This is a genomic window from Vibrio sp. IB15 (assembly GCF_016406055.1).
Classification (GTDB): domain Bacteria; phylum Pseudomonadota; class Gammaproteobacteria; order Enterobacterales; family Vibrionaceae; genus Vibrio; species Vibrio chagasii.
This window is the reverse complement of sequence record NZ_JAEFCE010000019.1, coordinates 38,441-56,902: the sequence shown is the minus strand read 5'-3', so window position 1 is coordinate 56,902 and position 18,462 is coordinate 38,441. Positions and strand designations below refer to the sequence as shown.

13 protein-coding genes are annotated in these 18,462 nt (G+C 43.4%); 5 read left to right on the top strand and 8 right to left on the bottom strand.

The genetic code is table 11. The features are described 5' to 3' along the window. Window positions 1–115: 115 nt before the first annotated feature. The 3 genes from JC606_RS09470 to JC606_RS09460 all read right to left on the bottom strand — a co-directional run bounded on the left by JC606_RS09470 (window position 116) and on the right by JC606_RS09460 (window position 5,445). Complete coding sequence (locus JC606_RS09470) at window positions 116–1,117, bottom strand: lipid A deacylase LpxR family protein (protein ID WP_137407688.1); 1,002 nt, start codon at window positions 1,115–1,117, stop codon at window positions 116–118. Between the two features lie 201 nt (window positions 1,118–1,318). After that, on the bottom strand, window positions 1,319–3,595 hold the full coding sequence (pflB, locus tag JC606_RS09465) for a formate C-acetyltransferase (RefSeq protein ID WP_198778490.1): 2,277 nt from the start codon (window positions 3,593–3,595) through the stop codon (window positions 1,319–1,321). Window positions 3,596–3,903: 308 nt separating this feature from the next. Next, on the bottom strand, window positions 3,904–5,445 hold the full coding sequence (locus JC606_RS09460) for a DUF3360 family protein (RefSeq protein WP_137407690.1): 1,542 nt from the start codon (window positions 5,443–5,445) through the stop codon (window positions 3,904–3,906). 791 nt (window positions 5,446–6,236) lie between these two features. Here JC606_RS09460 and JC606_RS09455 point away from each other — a divergent pair. From JC606_RS09455 to JC606_RS09440, 4 genes are all read left to right on the top strand, one after another. Further along, entirely contained in the window at window positions 6,237–7,007 is a 771-nt protein-coding gene (locus JC606_RS09455) for an ABC transporter ATP-binding protein (RefSeq protein WP_004737410.1), read from the top strand. 160 nt (window positions 7,008–7,167) lie between these two features. After that, entirely contained in the window at window positions 7,168–7,938 is a 771-nt protein-coding gene (locus JC606_RS09450) for an ABC transporter substrate-binding protein (protein WP_004737411.1), read from the top strand. A 79-nt stretch (window positions 7,939–8,017) separates the two neighbouring features. Further along, window positions 8,018–8,758 carry an ABC transporter permease gene (locus JC606_RS09445; RefSeq protein ID WP_063524191.1) on the top strand — a complete coding sequence of 247 codons (741 nt, stop codon included), beginning with the start codon at window positions 8,018–8,020 and terminating at the stop codon, window positions 8,756–8,758. Window positions 8,759–8,760: 2 nt separating this feature from the next. Then, window positions 8,761–9,438: an ABC transporter permease gene (locus JC606_RS09440; protein WP_137407691.1), complete on the top strand. Its 678-nt coding sequence runs from the start codon at window positions 8,761–8,763 to the stop codon at window positions 9,436–9,438. Between the two features lie 70 nt (window positions 9,439–9,508). Here the strand turns inward: JC606_RS09440 and xthA are convergent, their stop codons facing one another. The 4 genes from xthA to JC606_RS09420 all read right to left on the bottom strand — a co-directional run bounded on the left by xthA (window position 9,509) and on the right by JC606_RS09420 (window position 14,703). Then, window positions 9,509–10,315: an exodeoxyribonuclease III gene (gene xthA / locus JC606_RS09435; RefSeq protein WP_137407692.1), complete on the bottom strand. Its 807-nt coding sequence runs from the start codon at window positions 10,313–10,315 to the stop codon at window positions 9,509–9,511. Between the two features lie 167 nt (window positions 10,316–10,482). After that, window positions 10,483–12,573: a S9 family peptidase gene (locus JC606_RS09430; protein WP_198778501.1), complete on the bottom strand. Its 2,091-nt coding sequence runs from the start codon at window positions 12,571–12,573 to the stop codon at window positions 10,483–10,485. Window positions 12,574–12,904: 331 nt separating this feature from the next. Further along, a complete protein-coding gene (gene emrD / locus JC606_RS09425) occupies window positions 12,905–14,110 on the bottom strand; it encodes a multidrug efflux MFS transporter EmrD (RefSeq protein ID WP_198778489.1) in 1,206 nt (401 codons plus the stop codon). A gap of 344 nt (window positions 14,111–14,454) precedes the next feature. Continuing rightward, window positions 14,455–14,703: a hypothetical protein gene (locus tag JC606_RS09420; protein ID WP_004737417.1), complete on the bottom strand. Its 249-nt coding sequence runs from the start codon at window positions 14,701–14,703 to the stop codon at window positions 14,455–14,457. 395 nt (window positions 14,704–15,098) lie between these two features. Here JC606_RS09420 and JC606_RS09415 point away from each other — a divergent pair, with 395 nt between their 5' ends. Beyond that, window positions 15,099–17,216, top strand: a complete 2,118-nt coding sequence (locus tag JC606_RS09415) for a methyl-accepting chemotaxis protein (RefSeq protein WP_198778488.1) — start codon at window positions 15,099–15,101, stop codon at window positions 17,214–17,216. 105 nt (window positions 17,217–17,321) lie between these two features. Here JC606_RS09415 and JC606_RS09410 read toward each other — a convergent pair whose 3' ends face one another. Beyond that, entirely contained in the window at window positions 17,322–18,455 is a 1,134-nt protein-coding gene (locus JC606_RS09410; protein WP_198778487.1) for a ribosomal protein uL16 3-hydroxylase, read from the bottom strand. Between the last annotated feature and the right edge of the window lie 7 nt (window positions 18,456–18,462).

Sequence of the window (18,462 nt, the reverse complement as noted above, 5' to 3'; positions counted from 1 at the left end):
GGTACATAAAATAGGGTCAAATCGTAACGAGACCTTTAAAAATAAAGGCAATCACCACGGAAGATGATTGCCTTTGTCAAACTTGAAAAGTAAACGTGAAAGCTTGAGTGATTCGCTAGAAGAACGCGAACATGGTAATGCCACCGGTGGTGTAGATAGACTCTTTCGCTTCTTTGTAATCTGGTGTTTTTGCGGTTAGTGCGAAGGATGCACCAACGTATTGGTTGTACCAAGCCATACCCATGACTGCTGTCGCTTGAAGGTTCTCTAGAGTTACGTCGTAGATAGCTGGATCTTCATTGTTTTTATTCGCGTATTCATCAACACCAGAGCGGTCACCTTCAATCGTTAAGTCATTGAAACGGTAACGACCTTCTAGGCCTGCATAGGTAAACCAGCCTGTGTTCGAAGCACCGATCATCCCTGGTTTAAATGGATTTTCGCTTGTGATATTAGCCGCACCAAAGTTACTACCTAGGTCAGTACCCCAACGGAACATAAAGCCTGATGAAATATCGCTTCTAAAGTTACCCACGTTGATTTCTGAAACGTTAGAGATCTCGAAGTCGGTATTCGCCAACGCTTGATTACGCATTAGGTTGAAATGACTTAGGTAACCAACGCTGCCTGCCCACTCATCATCAACTTGGTATTCCCAACCTAAAGGCTCATCTGATTTAGTGATCGAGTGAACAAGTTTTTGAGCATCTTCAGAAAGCGCTCGTTCACCGGTGGTACCAAACGTAATGTTAAAACGCTGAGCTTGTTGTGGGTTCAAGCTGATGTAGTTGAGTTCTGTGTGTAAGTAACCTGCGTATGGGCGGTCGTTCGCTGATGGCGTTTCTAATTCGATATCAGAAGGGGTATACATTTTGTGGCCAAGGGTGACCTCCCATTTATCTAAAGAGCTCGCGCCCCAGTAAGATAGGCTTAATGGTTTTACCCAATCGTATGGCGTAATGCTTGATGATGTGTAACCCAGAAACAGTCCGTTGGTATAGTCTTGGTCAACGCCAAAAACTCCATCATTGTCTAATGCGAAAGTGACCGTAGAACGTTCAGACGCCAAAGATGAAAAAGAGAGAAGAAGCAAGGGTAAACAACGAAGGTATTTCATGGAGCAGTTACTCTTAAATTATGAACCGCGATATTACCGTACTTTACTTGAATTTGTGGAAAAAAAGTGAATAGAAAGCGCCTTTTTTGTTCAATCTAACATTTAGGGAGAATGTTGGTGTTATTGGAATTAGCATCAGATATAAAAAAGCCCCGCACATTGGCGAGGCTAATTATTATTTACTGTCTATTGAGCGTGAGCTTATAGAGACTCAGTAAATGTACGTGCGATTACGTCAGCTTGTTGCTCTGCAGTTAGAGAGTTGAAGCGTACAGCGTAACCAGATACACGGATTGTTAGCTGAGGGTATTTCTCAGGGTGCTTAACTGCGTCTTCTAGAGTGTCGCGGTTAAGAACGTTCACGTTAAGGTGTTGACCACCTTCAATGCCAGCTTCGTGGTGGAAGTAACCATCCATTAGGCCTGCAAGGTTCGCTTTCTGACCTTCAGCATCTTTACCAAGAGCGTTAGGTACGATAGAGAACGTGTACGAGATACCATCTTGTGCATCAGCAAACGGTAGTTTACCTACAGACGTTAGTGACGCTACAGCACCTTTCTCATCACGACCGTGCATTGGGTTAGCACCAGGAGCGAAAGGAGCACCAGCACGACGACCGTCTGGAGTGTTACCTGTTTTCTTACCGTATACAACGTTAGATGTAATAGTAAGAACTGACTGTGTAGGGATAGAGTTACGGTAAGTCTTAAGCTTACGGATCTTGTTCATGAACGTAGAAACTAGTTCACAAGCGATATCATCTACACGAGCGTCGTTGTTACCGTATTTAGGGTAATCGCCTTCGATTTCAAAGTCAGTTGCGATGCCATCTTCGTCGCGGATTGGTTTAACAGTCGCGAACTTAATTGCAGATAGTGAGTCAGCTGCAACAGATAGACCAGCGATACCACAAGCCATAGTACGATGAACGTCACGGTCATGAAGAGCCATTAGAGACGCTTCGTAGCTGTACTTGTCGTGCATGTAGTGAATGCTGTTTAGTGCAGTCACGTACTGCTTAGCTAGCCAGTCCATGAATGTGTCTAGACGAGCCATTACGTCATCGTAGTTAAGAACTTCGTCAGTGATCTTGTCAGAAACAGGACCTACTTGAAGTTTTAGCTTCTCATCTACACCGCCGTTGATTGCGTAAAGCATTGTTTTCGCAAGGTTAGCACGAGCACCGAAGAACTGCATTTGCTTACCAACGATCATTGGAGATACACAACAAGCGATAGCGTAGTCATCAGACTCTAGGTCAGGACGCATTAGGTCATCATTTTCGTACTGGATAGAAGAAGTATCGATAGATACCTTCGCACAGAAACGCTTGAAGCCGTCAGGTAGTTGCTCAGACCAAAGAACAGTAATGTTTGGCTCTGGCGAAGGACCCATTGTGTATAGAGAGTTTAGGAAACGGAAGTTAGAACGCGTTACTAGCGTGCGACCGTCGATACCCATACCACCCATAGACTCTGTTGCCCAGATTGGGTCGCCAGAGAATAGCTCATCGTACTCAGGAGTACGTAGGAAACGAACCATACGTAGCTTCATGACGAAGTGGTCGATCATTTCTTGAGCTTCAACTTCAGTGATCTTGCCAGCAGCGATATCACGCTCGATGTAGATGTCTAGGAAAGTCGAAGTACGACCTAGAGACATTGCAGCACCGTTTTGAGACTTAACAGCCGCTAGGTAAGCGAAGTAAGTCCATTGGATAGCTTCTTGAGCAGTTTGAGCTGGCTCAGAGATATCGAAGCCGTACTTAGCAGCCATCTCTTTGATTTGACCTAGAGCGCGGTGTTGCTCAGAGATCTCTTCGCGAAGTTGCATTGTTTCTGCTAGATTTTCGCCGTTTTCGAATTGCTCTTGAAGAGAAGCAAACTGAGCTTGCTTGTCTTTCATTAGGAAGTCGATACCGTATAGAGCTACACGACGGTAGTCACCGATGATACGACCACGGCCGTAAGCATCTGGAAGACCAGTTAGAACACCAGACTTACGACATTTTAGGATGTCAGGTGTGTAGATATCGAAAACACCCGCGTTGTGTGTTTTACGGTATTCAGAGTAGATTTTAGAAACAGCTGGATCCAGAGTTTCACCGTATGCTTTACAAGAACCCTCAATCATACGAATACCACCGTTAGGGATGATCGCACGCTTAAGGGGTTTCTCTGTTTGAAGACCAACGATAGTTTCTAGATCTTTTTCGATGTAACCCGCATCATGAGATGTGATGGTAGAGATAACAGAAGTATCGAAATCTACAGGTGCTTTAGTTGCGTTTTCCTGTTTGATACCTTCCATTACCGAAGCCCAAAGCTTGTTAGTAGCCTCAGTACCTTCAGAAACTAGGAAAGACTCGTCGCCTTCATACGGCGTGTAGTTCTTTTGAATGAAATCACGAACGTTTACTTCGCTTTGCCACTTACCTGCAGCAAAATCTTCCCAAGCTTTAGCAAATTGCTCTGCCATGACATACCTACCTTTTTAGTAGAAAAAACACGTACATTAACACTGTAGAGCCAGCGCCCCTCGTAAGGGTAGTACACTCTTATTAATAACAATATATATGAGCATATGTGCTTAATATGGTTATATATATTGTCACTACTTTTTATATGTTATCTTTAACTCTATGTAATCAAGACTAAGCTAAAAAATTTCTGTAAACCTTAAACTAAATCAATAAATGCTAAAAAAAGTTGAAAAAAATTGAGTGACAGGGGTTGCCACCCAAACTTTTTTTTAATCCGGTTACTACTTTTGTGTAGTAAAGCAGCTTATAGCCAAGCTTTTAGACCATATTGGTTTCCTAGCATACCAACTGCAAGCATTGCTACTAGACAGGTAACCAAAACACCAACTGGGATAATAATCTTGTCTACAAATGATAGACGCTTAGCACGCTCTTTATCACCAATTAGGCCGTTGTTATCTAGAAGCATAGTCAGTGCCCATGCTAGTACAGGGTTAACGACCGCTGAACCGAAGATACAGATACCAGCTGCTTGAGAATCTTTTGAATCTTTAACCATCTGCATACCCGCTTCAAGTAGAGGTAGAGATACACCTACAAGTAGCGCAACACGCATCACTGGTGGCCATACTGCTACGTCCATTGGGAAGCCAAGAATCGCAACAATAATACATAGAGAGCCAAGCAAGATTGCGCCGCCAGGGATTGGACGTTTCGCGATAGCCGCTGGGATCATGTAAGTACCCCAAGATGAAGTGATGTTACCACCACCAACAGCTGTACCTACCATTTGACGAACTGAACACATAGTCATTGTGTCATCAACATCCATCAGAACTTTTTCAGACTTTTTAGGGTAGTTCAGTTCTTGGAAGATACGGTGACCTAGGAAGTCTGGTGACCACATTGCTACCGCTAGGATTGCAAATGGTAGAGAAGCGATGAAGTGCTCAACGTTTGGTAAACCAAGCATCCAACCTTCTTCAGTAGAACCCCACCAGTAGATTGGGTTTAGGTTTGGAATACCTGTTTCAGTTACGAATTTGATATCGAAACCAGCACCAAGTACTAAAGCAATAGCTAGACCAGTGAAAGCACAAACAGGGATTGCTAACCAACGCTTGTTCACTTTAGCAAGGAATGCGTATAGGCCGATAGTAACGGCAAGAACAATCAAACCAATGTAACCCATGCTACCAGCAGCCACAGTGTCAGACTGAAGACCAACCGCCCAAGCTTGAATAGAGTTGATTTGGCTCATGGTACCGGTTAGACCCAAGAAGATGAGCAAGCCACCCGCAGTACCTTCAGAGGTAAGGTTAACAAGTTTAGACCCACCTTTTAGGAAGCTAAGGATAAGACCGAAGACACCGATAAGGATTGCCAATGCAAGAGGGTGAGCACCAGCAAGAGCGATGGTACCAATAAGAGGAATCATTGGGCCGTGGTTACCGGCGAGGTTTGCTTTAGGGTTGAAGAAACCAGAAGCAAGAATACAGAATAGCAGTGCAGGGATAAGCATTTCTACACGAGCAACTTCGATAGCAAACTCTTTACCCAGGTTTACGTGATCCCAAGCTTGAGTTAGACCTTCGGCCCAAGACATCATTACTGCAGAGTACATCGCGATGATACCAATGGTACCAGCAAGTGCAGGAATAAGGTCTTCGAGTTCAAAGCGGAAATCACGGCCTGGAAGGTTTAGGCCAAAGCGACGAGGCTTCATAATTTGAAGTTCGTGATCTAGATAATCTGAGCGGTTCTCAAATTCAGAAGCAGGACGGTGTAGCTCTTTATAGCTTTTCTCTTCTACTTCAGAGTTCGCATTATTGACAACGTCTGACATAGATTCCTCATATTTTTATGTTCGTAATTCAAAGTTGAATTCTATAATTTCGCGTAATTGTGTTATTTCTTACTTACAACTCATTAGCATTTTGTTGCACGGTGTTGATGTGCTTTATGCAGCTAAGTTAGAAGAAATGTATGGCATTTTTTATGCCTTATTGTGTTTTGAGGAGTCTAACAAGCTTACCCTTTAGGGTGATTGATCTTGATCACTTTATGAGTGTATGTGAAAGAAAGCTACAGAATGCAGCGTTCCATTAACGTACCGTTGATAAATCGTGTAATTTGTTTTCACAAATTGACGTTTACCTCCTTTTATAAAGCATAGCTAATGGCGGAGTGCTCTGATTGACTGATTATTATTGAGTTATTTCATTTTTACCTACCTTCCACGATACCCAGTTCCACCGCTTACAATACAGTAGCCTTAAAATAATCGTGGATCATAGAGTGTGTCGCTTGCTGAATTCGTATTTATGGCTTTGTTGTTAACGACACTTCTTCGTTCACCAAACTTGTTTTTCTTGTGAGACGTTAGGCTACGAGAATCTCATTTTGGTTAACTTTATTTAAACAATGTAAGCGTTGGATTTATAGCTTATTGATAGAAGTCATTCATAAAATTGAGGTTAAAACGCTACATTTTGCATAATAAGTCAGAGTGAAGTGCTATTTATTCCAAATTATTAGGTTAATAATTTGTTGCATGTTAATCCGTGTGGTGCTAGTTTGTATCGCATGAAAAGGTCGGAGTACCTTGCATTTTCACAAACTTGGGAGAGAAAGCGCATGAAAGATGTACCGGCGCTGGACATAAAGGATCTACACAAAACGTTTGGTCAAAATGAAGTTTTAAAGGGAATTTCACTTTCTGCGCATAAAGGCGATGTGGTATCGATTATCGGATCTTCAGGTTCGGGTAAAAGTACTTTCCTTAGATGTATCAACCTTCTAGAGACACCTACTGCAGGCGAGATTTGGGTTAATGGTGAATTAATTCAGATGAAAAGTAACCGCCAGGGTGTATCTGTCCCTGCTAATGAAAAACAAGTTCAACGAATCCGTTCTCGTTTAGCGATGGTTTTTCAGGGGTTCAACCTTTGGTCTCATCTGACCGTTCTCGAAAATGTTATTGAAGCACCTGTCCATGTATTAGGTGTACCTAAAGCACAAGCTATTGAAAATGCAGAGCTACTGCTTAAGAAAGTAGGCCTGTATGAGCGTAAAGATTACTATCCGGGTCACTTATCTGGTGGACAACAACAACGTGCTGCGATTGCAAGAGCGTTAGCGGTTGATCCTGAAGTAATGCTGTTTGATGAACCAACGTCTGCACTTGACCCTGAATTAGTTGGGGAAGTGCTTGGCGTAATGCGTGATCTAGCAGAAGAAGGAAGAACCATGCTTGTGGTAACACATGAAATGGCTTTTGCTCGTGACGTATCAAACCATGTGATGTTCTTACATCAAGGCCTAGTGGAAGAACAGGGCGATCCAGCTAAACTGTTTACGAACCCTGAGTCTGAGCGATTACAACAGTTTATCTCCTCGATCTATTAATTGGTCTTGGCAGGTGAATGGCGTAATAGAACAGAATTGAAACATTACTGCTAAGGTCAATGGCAGTAATATAAACAATGAAACACAACAACACAGTTCAATAAGCAAAACAATATTAAAACTAGCAAAACATAAAAACCTAAATCACAGGAGTAGGGATATGAAAAAGTGGTTATTAGTCGCGGCACTTGCTGCAACAGCGGCAACAGGCGTAGCTCAAGCGAAAGAATGGAAAACAGTACGCTTTGGTATTGAAGGTGCTTACCCACCATTTAGCTGGACAGAAGCAGATGGCTCACTAAAAGGCTTCGACGTGGACATGGCTAACGCGCTTTGTACTGAAATGCAGGTGCAATGTAAGATCGTTGCACAAGACTGGGATGGTATTATTCCTTCTCTACTTGCTCGTAAATATGATGCGATCATCGCGGCAATGTCTATCACTGAAGAGCGTAAGAAGAAAATCGACTTCACTGGTAAATATGCACTTATCCCAAACAAGTTCATCGCTAAGAAAGGCGCTGGCCTTAACTTCGATGACCTAAGCGGTCAAAAAATTGCTGTTCAACGTGCAACTACTCACGATAAATATCTAACAGACAACTACGGCGACACGGTTGAAATCGTTCGTTACGGTTCTTTCGATGAAGCTTACCTTGATCTAGCAAACGGCCGTGTTGCCGCTGTACTAGGTGATGCTTCTGCTCTAGAAGAAGGTGTACTGAACAAAGCGGGCGGTGAAGCGTACGAGTTTGTTGGTCCATCACTAACAGATCCTAAGTGGTTCGGTGAAGGTTTTGGTATTGCTCTACGTAAGCAAGACAAAGACCTAACTAAGAAGCTAGATGCGGCGATCCTTTCTCTACGTGAAAAAGGCATCTACCAAGATATTGCGGCTAAATACTTCAACTACGACGTATACGGTCAGTAATCTCTAGCGTCACTTCTTAAGGGAGAGGCAATCCTCTCCCTGTCTTACCAACTTTTTTGCAGTTCTGTTGGAATTCATTATGTTTGATTTACAAGGATATGAAGTATCGATCCTGAAAGGGGCGTTGCTTACAATCGAAGTTGCTTTGCTGTCGCTCATTTTAGCTATGGTGCTCGGTATGTTAGGAGCCTTGGCAAAGCTTGCGCCATATCGCTGGGCTCGTGCTATTGCAACTCTCTACACAACCGTCATTCGAGGCATTCCCGATCTCGTGTTGATGATGCTGATTTTCTTTGGTGGACAGATCCTTTTAAACAACAGTTTGTATTCCATCAATGAGTGGCTCAATGAGTGGTTCACGTCCAGTGATCCTAACCATGAGTGGACCTCTTACTTACCTGATTATATTGATGTCAGCCCCTTTGTTGCTGGTGTCTTAACCATAGGCTTCATCTTTGGCGCCTATATGGCAGAAACGTTCCGTGGTGCGATCATGGCTGTCGACAGCGGTGAAATGGAAGCAGCAAAGGCTTATGGTATGAGCCCTGTGTTAGCTTTTCGTCGTATTCTACTACCACAAATGATTCGTCACGCTTTACCTGGTTTTGGTAACAACTGGTTAGTTTTACTTAAAACTACGGCTTTGGTTTCCATTATCGGCCTAGAAGATATGGTACGTGTTAGCGCACTAGCTGCCGGTTCAACTAAGATGCCATTTACCTTCTACATGGCAGTGGCACTTATCTTCTTGTTCTTCACTAGTGTATCGACTGGTTTACTTAAACTTGTTGAACGCAAATTCAGTATCCACGCGAGGTAGTTATGGACTTTTCATTGATAATTGAAAGCCTACCGATTTACCTTGGTGGTCTGTGGACAACGGCTTGGATGGTTTGCATCGCTCTGATTATTGGCTTGTTTGTTGCCATACCATTAGCTATCGCTCGCAACAGCCACAATATGTTGATTAACGCACCTGCGTGGTCGTTTATCTATTTCTTCCGTGGCACACCTTTACTGGTACAGCTTTACTTGATTTATTACGGCATGGATCAGTTCTTCCCTGTGAAAGATACCTTATGGGAAAACGCTTGGTTCTGTGCTTTGGTGGCATTCATCCTGAATACCTCTGCTTACACGGCTGAGATTATCCGTGGTGCAATCAACGGCTTACCTAAAGGTGAAGTGGAAGCGGCAAAAGCATACGGCATGAGCACACCGAAGACTTACCGTCGTATCATTTTACCAAGTGCTTTACGTCGTGCACTGCCGGCTTACAGTAACGAAGTTATCTTCATGCTTCACGGCTCTGCGGTAGCAGGTATCGTAACCATCATGGATTTAACAGGTGCAGCGCGTTTGGTTAACTCACGTTACTACGCTCCATTTGAGTCGTTCTTAACAGCAGGTCTGTTCTACATGGCGCTAACGTTTATCATCATTGCGATCTTCAAATACGCAGAGAAACGTTTCCTAGCTTACCTAAGACCACTTAGCTAATTGCATTCTAAATAGTTAAAAAACGGCGCTCATTGAGCGCCGTTTTTATTAGGAGAGATTGTTTAACTCGTTACTTAAACGTTGACCAAATTGGCGCGTGGTCTGATGGCTTTTCGATACCACGTAGTTCGTAGTCGATGCCTGCTTCAGTACATTTATCTGCAAGTTTTTGAGTTGCTAGTACCACGTCAATACGAAGGCCGCGGTTGTCTACAAAACCTTTTGAACGGTAATCAAACCACGAGAATTGATCGTTTACTTCAGGGTGCAGTAGACGGAAGCTGTCCACAAAACCCCAATCCATCAATGTTTTTAGCCATTCACGCTCTTCTGGTTGGAACGAACACTTACCCGTTTTCAACCAACGTTTTGCATTCGGCTCGCCGATACCGATGTCTGCGTCGATAGGGCTAATATTGATGTCGCCCATCACGATGATCTGCTCATCTTTGTTGTGATAGTCGTTCAGGTAGGTCATCAAGTCTTTGTAGAACTCACGCTTGTATGGGTATTTAGTTTCATGCTTGATGTTGTCCCCTTGAGGGAAGTAGCCATTGAGCACGGTAACCTTTTCGCCATTTTCATCTTCAAACGTCGCCATGATCATACGTTTTTGATGGTCTTCATTGTCTGTTGGGAAACCCTTCTGCACAGAGATAGGTTCTTGCTTACACAACATCGCTACACCGTAGTGTGCTTTTTGGCCGTGGAAGTAAACCTTGTAGCCCATTGCTTCAACATCAGCAATTGGGAAGGCCTCGTCGTGCACTTTTATTTCTTGTAAACCAATTACGTCAGGTTGGTGTTTGTCGATAACCGCTTGCAGTTGATGAAGGCGAGCTCTTAGGCCATTGATGTTGAAGCTAATTACTTTCATTTATTTTTATACCTCTCGTAAACCTTTGCCTATAGTGCAGCAAAGGTTTGTTGATTTGGTGGGTTTGATAGTTAATTGTATTTAACCATGCTTAATAATGTATGTCGCCATTTGCAGAGACAAAATGGCGACATAAAATGACGTGACGACTTACGTTTACGTTGAATCTATTGAGTCTTGAGTAAATCTAAAAAGAACGCGTATTCCAGTGCATCTTCTTTTAGTCGTTTAAATCGCCCTGATGCACCACCGTGACCTGCTTCCATGTCTGTTTTGAACACAAGTACGTTGTTGTCTGTTTTCATCTCACGCAGTTTTGCTACCCACTTCATAGGTTCAAAGTACTGTACTTGCGAATCATGTAGACCTGTTGTCACCAACATATTCGGATAGTTTTGAGCCTTTACGTTGTCGTATGGCGAGTAACTCAACATGTAATCGTAGTAGGTTTTATTGTTAGGGTTACCCCATTCGTCATACTCGTTGGTTGTGAGAGGAATCGATTCATCAAGCATGGTCGTTACTACATCAACAAAGGGAACATGAGCGCCAATACCTCGATACAACTCAGGCGCTTGGTTGATGATAGCCCCCATCAAAAGACCACCAGCCGAACCTCCCACCGCAAACACTTTATCTTTAGCGCCATAACCTTTTTCAACCAGGTTTTTGGTTGCATCGATGAAATCATTGAACGTGTTTTGTTTAGTCAGTTTTTTACCATCTTCATACCAAGGGCGTCCCAACATCTCTGAACCACGAATATGTGCAATAGCATAAACGAATCCACGATCAAGTAGGCTAAGACGAGCTGAGCTAAAAGTTGGTTCGATAGTGTGCCCGTAAGATCCGTAGGCATATTGGTAGATAGGGTTAGTGCCGTCTTTCTTGAATAGATCTTTGCGATAAACCAAAGAGACTGGTACTTGCTTACCATCGCGAGCCGTGATCATGATTCGCTCTGATTGGTAATTGTCAGCATCGAAATCGCCTAACACGGGTGTTTGCTTCATGATCTCGGGTTCACCTGTATTAAGGTCGAAATCATAGTAAGTGCCAGGAGTCGTTAGGCTGCTGTAATAGATTCGAACTTTAGAGTTATCTAGCTCATAGTTACTTGTTAAGTAGGCAGAAAAAGCGGTGTCGTTGAACTCAAGTGGAAATTCTTTGCCTGTAGAGAGTTGACGAACCTTCACTGTAGCCAGTCCGTTTGAACGCTGCTCGTAAACCAGATGATCATTAAACAGCTCAAAATCGACAAGCTGAGTGTTGTCGTCAGCTGGAATGACATCGACCCATTTTGAACGGTCATGAATGTCTTCGGATGTGGCTTTCATCAAACGGAAGTTGACCGCTTCGTAGTTGGTGTAGATGTAGTACCAATCTTTTAGCTTAGCGATGCTGTACTCAATACCCATTTCTCTTGGGTAGAAGGCTTCTGCTTTTGCGCTTGGATTGTTGGCATCAATAATTGAAACACCACTGGTTTCTGTGCTCGAGTGCCAAATGTATACCTCCTGACCATCTTTACTCTTACTGATGTTGGTGTAGTAAGCGCTGTCAGCTTCTTCGTAGATCAGCTCATCGCTTGCTTGGGGAGTGCCCAATACGTGGCGGTAAACTTGATAGCCAAGTAGAGTTTGTGGATCTTTTTTGATGTAGTAAAGGGCTTGGTTGTCGTTTTGCCATGCGATGGCGCTCGAAGCACCTTCAATTTCATCGTCTAGGTATTCACCGGTTGTCAGGTCTTTAATTTTAATGGTGTAAATACGACGACTCAGCGTGTCCTCGCCATAGGCCAGCATGTTTTCATTTGGGCTAATTGATAGGTCACCAATACTGAAAAATTCATGTTCTTTGGCGAGTTCGTTAACATCTAGAATGACTTGTTTGTCTATTCCTAAAAAGTGTTTTTCGCGTAAATGAATTGGGTATTCGTTGTCACCTGTCACTTTATTTGAGTAGTAATAGCTACCTTTACGAACGGGGACCGAATTGTCGTCTTTCGCGACTCGGCCTTTGATCTCTTCAAATAATTGCTCTTGGGATGCTTCCGTGTGTTTCAGCACCGTCTCGGCATACCGGTTTTCTTGCTCGAGGTGCTGCAAGATCTCTGGATCTTGGCGTTGATCATCACGCATCCAATAGTAATCATCAATTCGTGTATCACCATTAGTCGTCATTGAATGAGGGACTTTCTTAGCAACGGGAGCTTGAGTTTGTTGAGCGATAAGTTGCGATGGAGAGTAGTGGTTCATGGTTGTTATTCCTTGATTGCTGCATCCGGCGACAAGCGCTACCGATACGGCCAATGTGGTTAAAGCGAAACGCATCTTTATATCCTTAGTGTGCACCTTACTCGTTTTATTGCCAGCATCCTTTAGTGGTTAGTTTCCTTCCAGTGATATTATTTATAATTGGATTCTGGATATGCACTTTCATCGTAAGTGTCTGTTATTGTTTTTAAAAAATCAAAGTAATGTTTGATGAAATTAGTGGTAGACATCAGGCGAGGGTAAACGGGCAATATAAAAGGGACACGCCTTTCAGCATGTCCCTCTATTTATTAGGCAGGAGTTGCGTTTTACTTTAGATAGCCAATGGCATTTCGTTTGAGTGGTCAGGCTTACGATTAACCCAACGTAAACCAAGCATAGCGATAAGCGACATGCTAATCATCAAGCAACCCAGTGGCAGTTGATCTTGAGCTGGGAAGAACGATGCCAACAGTGTAGCAATACCGGCACCTAAGTTCTGCATACCACCCAAGATCGCGCCACCTGTACCAGCATGGTATGGGAATGGCGAAAGTGCACCTGTTGTTGCTGCTGGGAATAAGATACCAGCGCCCAAGAAGTAAATGGTTGCGCCGCCAATCAATGTCAATGCGGTTGTTTGACCAAACAGACCCGGGATAAGCACGACAGCTGAGCCAACTAAGATCGATACCAGGCCAATATTTAGTGCGCGACGTTCAGAGCGACGCTGCGCGATGTAACTCGAAAGACCTGCACCCACTAGGTAACCCGGAATCGGTAACACAAATAGCAAACTCACGGTGGTTGCCGGCAAGCCAAGTACACCGCCAAGCAATACGCCAGCTGCTGCCTCAAACACTGCTACGCCCGCAAATGTTGCCACTAGTACCAGCAAGAAGCCTTGGAAGCGTTTGTCAGACAGAACAAACTTGTAGCTGTTGACGACTGATTCATTTTTTCGTCGCTCTTTTGGCAATGTTTCCATCATGCTGGTCATCATGGTGATCACTACAGCGATACCAAACAGTGCTAGAAACAAGTAGCTAGAACGCCAGCCAAAAGCTTCTGTTAGGTAACCGCCCAATACAGGTGCCATTAATGGGGAGAAGATTACACACATGCTGATTAAGCTGTTTGCACGGTGTAACTCAGCGCCCTCAAAACAATCGCGAGTCAATGTACGAGACATTGCACCGCCACAACCAATTCCCAGTCCTTGAATAAAGCTACCCACCAAGAACCATTCGTATTCATGAGCAAATAAGGCTACCAAGGTACCTAGGATATAGATAACTAAGCCTGCGACGATGATTGGTTTACGACCGAGGCGATCTGAAAGTGGGCCGTAAACAAATTGCGACAAACCATAAGGGATCAGGTAACACGCCATCACTGCTTGAAGTGAAGACGCAGAAACCAAGAACTCACCTGCCATATGACCGATAGAAGGCACGTACATCGTTTGAGTCATTTGACCTACGGCTGTCAGAATAGCGATTAAGAAGGTAAGTTTCGCTAATGGAAACGAGGCGGACATTTGCGTATCTCTCCAAAAATTAAAAACGTAAAAAGCCTTAGCGCTCCATTAGGGAGAGCCAATTGAATAAAGCGATTAGGGAATCTAGGCGCGAGATATTAGAGTTTGATTGCCGAATTAGCAATCAAAAAGTGTGAAGTTGATCAAGATAAAAATCTATGGTATGGATTAGAAAAACTAATCCTTACTTTATGTGAAACGAGTAAGTGTTGCAGGAGGAAGCTATTGAAATATTATGAGTGATTGAACAAGGTTTTGGTTACCTGAGGTGGTGGTGCGCTCAATAATCTAAATCGTATAGCAGGTTTATGAAACGACAGATATCTTTGTATCAATACTCAAGATTAATAGAGTAGCCAGTCGGTCGCGTACACGACAAGCGTTATTAAGCAGGTCACAACAATTGTTATTACAAGTGCAGTCACTAACTTTTTCTTCAAACTTAGTGTGTTAAATACTTCGCCCTCTTGTTCTCTTAACCTCTTGTCTTCATCAAAGTGCCACTTGATCGCTAGGTAGCCACCGATAGCCAATACAATCAGCTTAAAAGCCCCTGCAAAGTATGGAAAGAAATTGGCCCAGCTCGCGTTCATCATCTATCTCCGTCGTTATCAAAAAAGATTCAATAGCATAATAACAAGCTTGCTTTTATAGCGCAGCGAGATGAAAAGGCATTTTTCAATTCCGGTAGGGGAGCTGCAAAGTGTTCTTATCGCCTTGAGAAAGGACGCAAGTCATACGTCATATTTTTAAAACGACAAAGATGAAGCTAAGTATCAGAAGTTAATAGCTCTCTCAGTCACAGAAGCGATAGACAAAAAGCATGATCTGTTAATATTTGCGTGAACTTTCGTTTTATATGTTAGCAATTTGTGATGTAATCATCCGCTAAGCTATTCGTCTAACTTATCTACATTGTGTACAGCCATTCGTTGTTGATGTGATAGTTATGGTTATGGAAGTCTTTTGGCTTAAATAAGGATATTAAATGCGTTCTCTATCGGTACAGTGGAAAATAACTCTACTAGCGGGTTGTTGTTTAATCATTACGTCGCTTTCTCTTATTGGTTTCTCGATCTACAACGCGACGAGTAAGCAACAAGTTATCAAATCTCAAAGCTCAGAATCAGTGATCACTAAAACTCAGCAGTTGTTATCGTCTGTTTCTCAGCTCAATGCACAAGAAACTCAACGTTATGTTGATGAAGCCATTTATCGCGCAGAGATGCTAGCGGCGAGTGCTCAGTTTTTAAAGAACAATGCGGATGAAAACTTTACACCAAGTGAAGAGCTTCGTACTGCATTAGATGAAATGGTGCGCAGATCGGTTTTAAACTTCGATTCGATTCAAGGTGCTTACCTCGTCTTTAAGCCTGATTTACTCGATAGCGAAGATTCGAATTATGTCGATGCCGATTATGTAGGATCTAACGAGAAAGGGCGCTTCGCTCCTTACTGGAAATTAGCGGATAATGGTGAGAATGTTCTCTCGAACGTCCTTTCGGAATCAACACTGAATGACAACAGCAATAGCGAGCGCTTTTACTGTCCTCTATCTTCAGGGCAAACTTGTATCAGCACCCCACGAGTTGTGAATAGTGGCGGTACAGCATTATTGACGTCCTCTATTTCAGTTCCAATTTTAGTCGACGATGTTGCGATTGGTTTTCTGGGTATCGACTTAAGACTTGATGGCTTAACCAGTGTGATTACTCAATCTGACCAGAGTTTGTTTAACGGTGCAGGTAAAGCGTATGTTGTTAGCCTAGATGGCTCAGTTATCGCTTCTGACGATTCAAGCATTGCAGTTGGTTCGAATTTCCAAAGCGATAATACCAACAGTGACTTAATGACCGATTTTATCTTCGGCGGTGAAGTAACAACGCAGTGGAGTGAGGACGGTGAGTGGTTACTTGCGTTTGCACCTGTCGTTGCTGCTAACCAAACTTGGGGGGTGTTGTTTGAGATCCCAAGAGATAGTGTCGTCGCTGATGCAAATAAACTGGATTCCATCATTAGCACTAAGCTAAGTGAAGGTATCAAAACAGAAGTGATTGCCGGTACGGTATTTATTATCTTCGGTTTAGCCATTATCGCATTTGCTTCGTTGTCCATTGTGAAGCCGATTCGTCAGGTAGTGGAAAGGTTGAATGACATCGCTTCTGGTGAAGGTGATTTGACCCAACGCTTAGAAGTGAAGTCTCAAGATGAAATCGGTCAGTTGTCGAAAGGCTTTAATCTGTTCCTAGATAAGCTGCAACATACAATTAAAGAAGTTATTCAAACTACAGAACAAGTGGCAAACACGACCAGTCAAGCGAAGGCATCTGCATCAAGTACTCGTGAAAGCAGCGAGTCTCAATTTAAAGAAGTGGATCTGGTAGCAACAGCGGCAGAAGAGATGACTCAAACTGCAGGCTTAGTGGTACAAAACGCAGAAGTTGCGGTAGACGCAGCTTGTGAGGCAAATCGTTCAGCTCAGCAAGGGCAACAAGTTATCGAGCTTTCCGCTGGTGAAATGAGGAAGCTGGTGGAACGCATGTCGAGCGCTGTGCCTATTGTTGAAGAGCTAGCAAAGAACAACGGTAATATCACCGAGATCTTAAGTGTTATCGAGGGTATCTCTGAACAGACTAACTTGTTAGCATTGAATGCGGCGATTGAGGCGGCTCGTGCTGGTGAGCAAGGTCGTGGTTTTGCGGTTGTTGCAGACGAGGTGAGAAACCTTGCAAGCCGTACACAATCATCCGTTGGTGAGATCAGAGCGGTGATTGATAAGGTCCATGCTGGAACACAAGATGTGGTGGAAGCTATCCAAGAAGGTAATATTCTTGCCAACGATACAGCGCTGCACGTTCAAAATGCAGTGGAGGATCTCGGCTCGATCTTTACCTCAATTGAAGCGATCAGTGACATGAACAATCAGATTGTGAGAGCAGCAGAAGAGCAACAATCGGTTTCTGGTGAAGTGAATCAGAGTGTGGTTAATATTCGCGACTTGAGTGCGAAGATCTTGGAACAAGCGGCAGCTTCTGAACAAGTGGGTAATGAAATTGATCTGCTATCTCAGCAGCAACAGAAATTGGTTAATCAGTTCAAGGTCTAAACCTTAAACAATTATTGGATAGAAAAAGGGACAAATGAATATTTCATTTGTCCCTTTTTTAGTTGTTTCTTGAAAAGTAGGTTAATAACTAGCGTTTGACGCTGCTTACTCTTCGATGAACCAATAGCCTTTGTTAACCAATTCAGTCACGACAGTTACGCCCGAAGGTGATAGAGCAGTAGCTGAAGTAATCACGGTCTCATCGCAAAGTATGTTGAGTAACGAAGAATCCGCTTCATCAACCTTGACCACTTCACCATTAATATAAGCGGTGTTGCTTTCATTTTCGTGGTAGAGCGCTTTCAAGCCTGATACTCGCTGGATTTCACCTTCTGAATCTAGGTGCTGGGCAATTTCTTCTTGAGTCCATAGTGGCTCAGGTGTAACTATATCAAGCTGGTGGCGTGATTGGCTCAGTAAGCAACCCATGAAGTCGCTAACCGTCTCTGGTTGTTCAAGGGCTGATTTGAGCATATTAGTTAGGTTACTTAAATCTGACGAACGAATCTTGCCGTAGCCGTCCTGCGTTTTGAACTCAGGATCATGTAAGTGAACATCACCCATATCATGAGCAAGTACAAAGTCGGCAAAGTTACTGATCAGCTCTTGCTCTTTCGGAGAGCGGTAGCCAATGGAGTAGCTCATTGATGGTTCTAGCGTATTGCCTTCGTGTGGAAAGCCTGGCGGGATATAAAGGATATCACCGGGTTCTAGGATTTCATCAATGACTGGCTCAAAGCCTTCGATTTGACGAAGAGCAGAAGCTTGGACGGTCTCTTTATATTGACCGACATCTTTTGCGCCGACTTTCCATTGACGCTTACCTTGGCCTTGAATGATGAATACATCGTATTGGTCAATATGCGGGCCAACACCACCTTCAGGTGCTGAGTAGCAAATCATTAGATCATCGAACAACCAGTTTGGTAATTGTTGGAACGCTTTCGTTAGCTCATTGGCACCTTGATGCCAATGGTTTGCTGCTTGAACGATCAATTGCCAGTGAGTTTCTGATAATTCACCAAATTTTTCTTCGGCGAATGGGCCGTGCTCTGCTGTCCATTGGTTGTTGAGGTTAGAAACAAAGCGAGAATCCACTTCTTCTTCCATCGATAAACCAGCAAGTTCTTCCGGCGAAATTGGGTCGACGAAGTTTTGGAAGCCACCTTTTAAGATGGTTGGTTTCTTATGCCAGTAATTTTCAAGAAACTCGGGCATAGAAAAGCTAAGTTGGTACATGTGAATC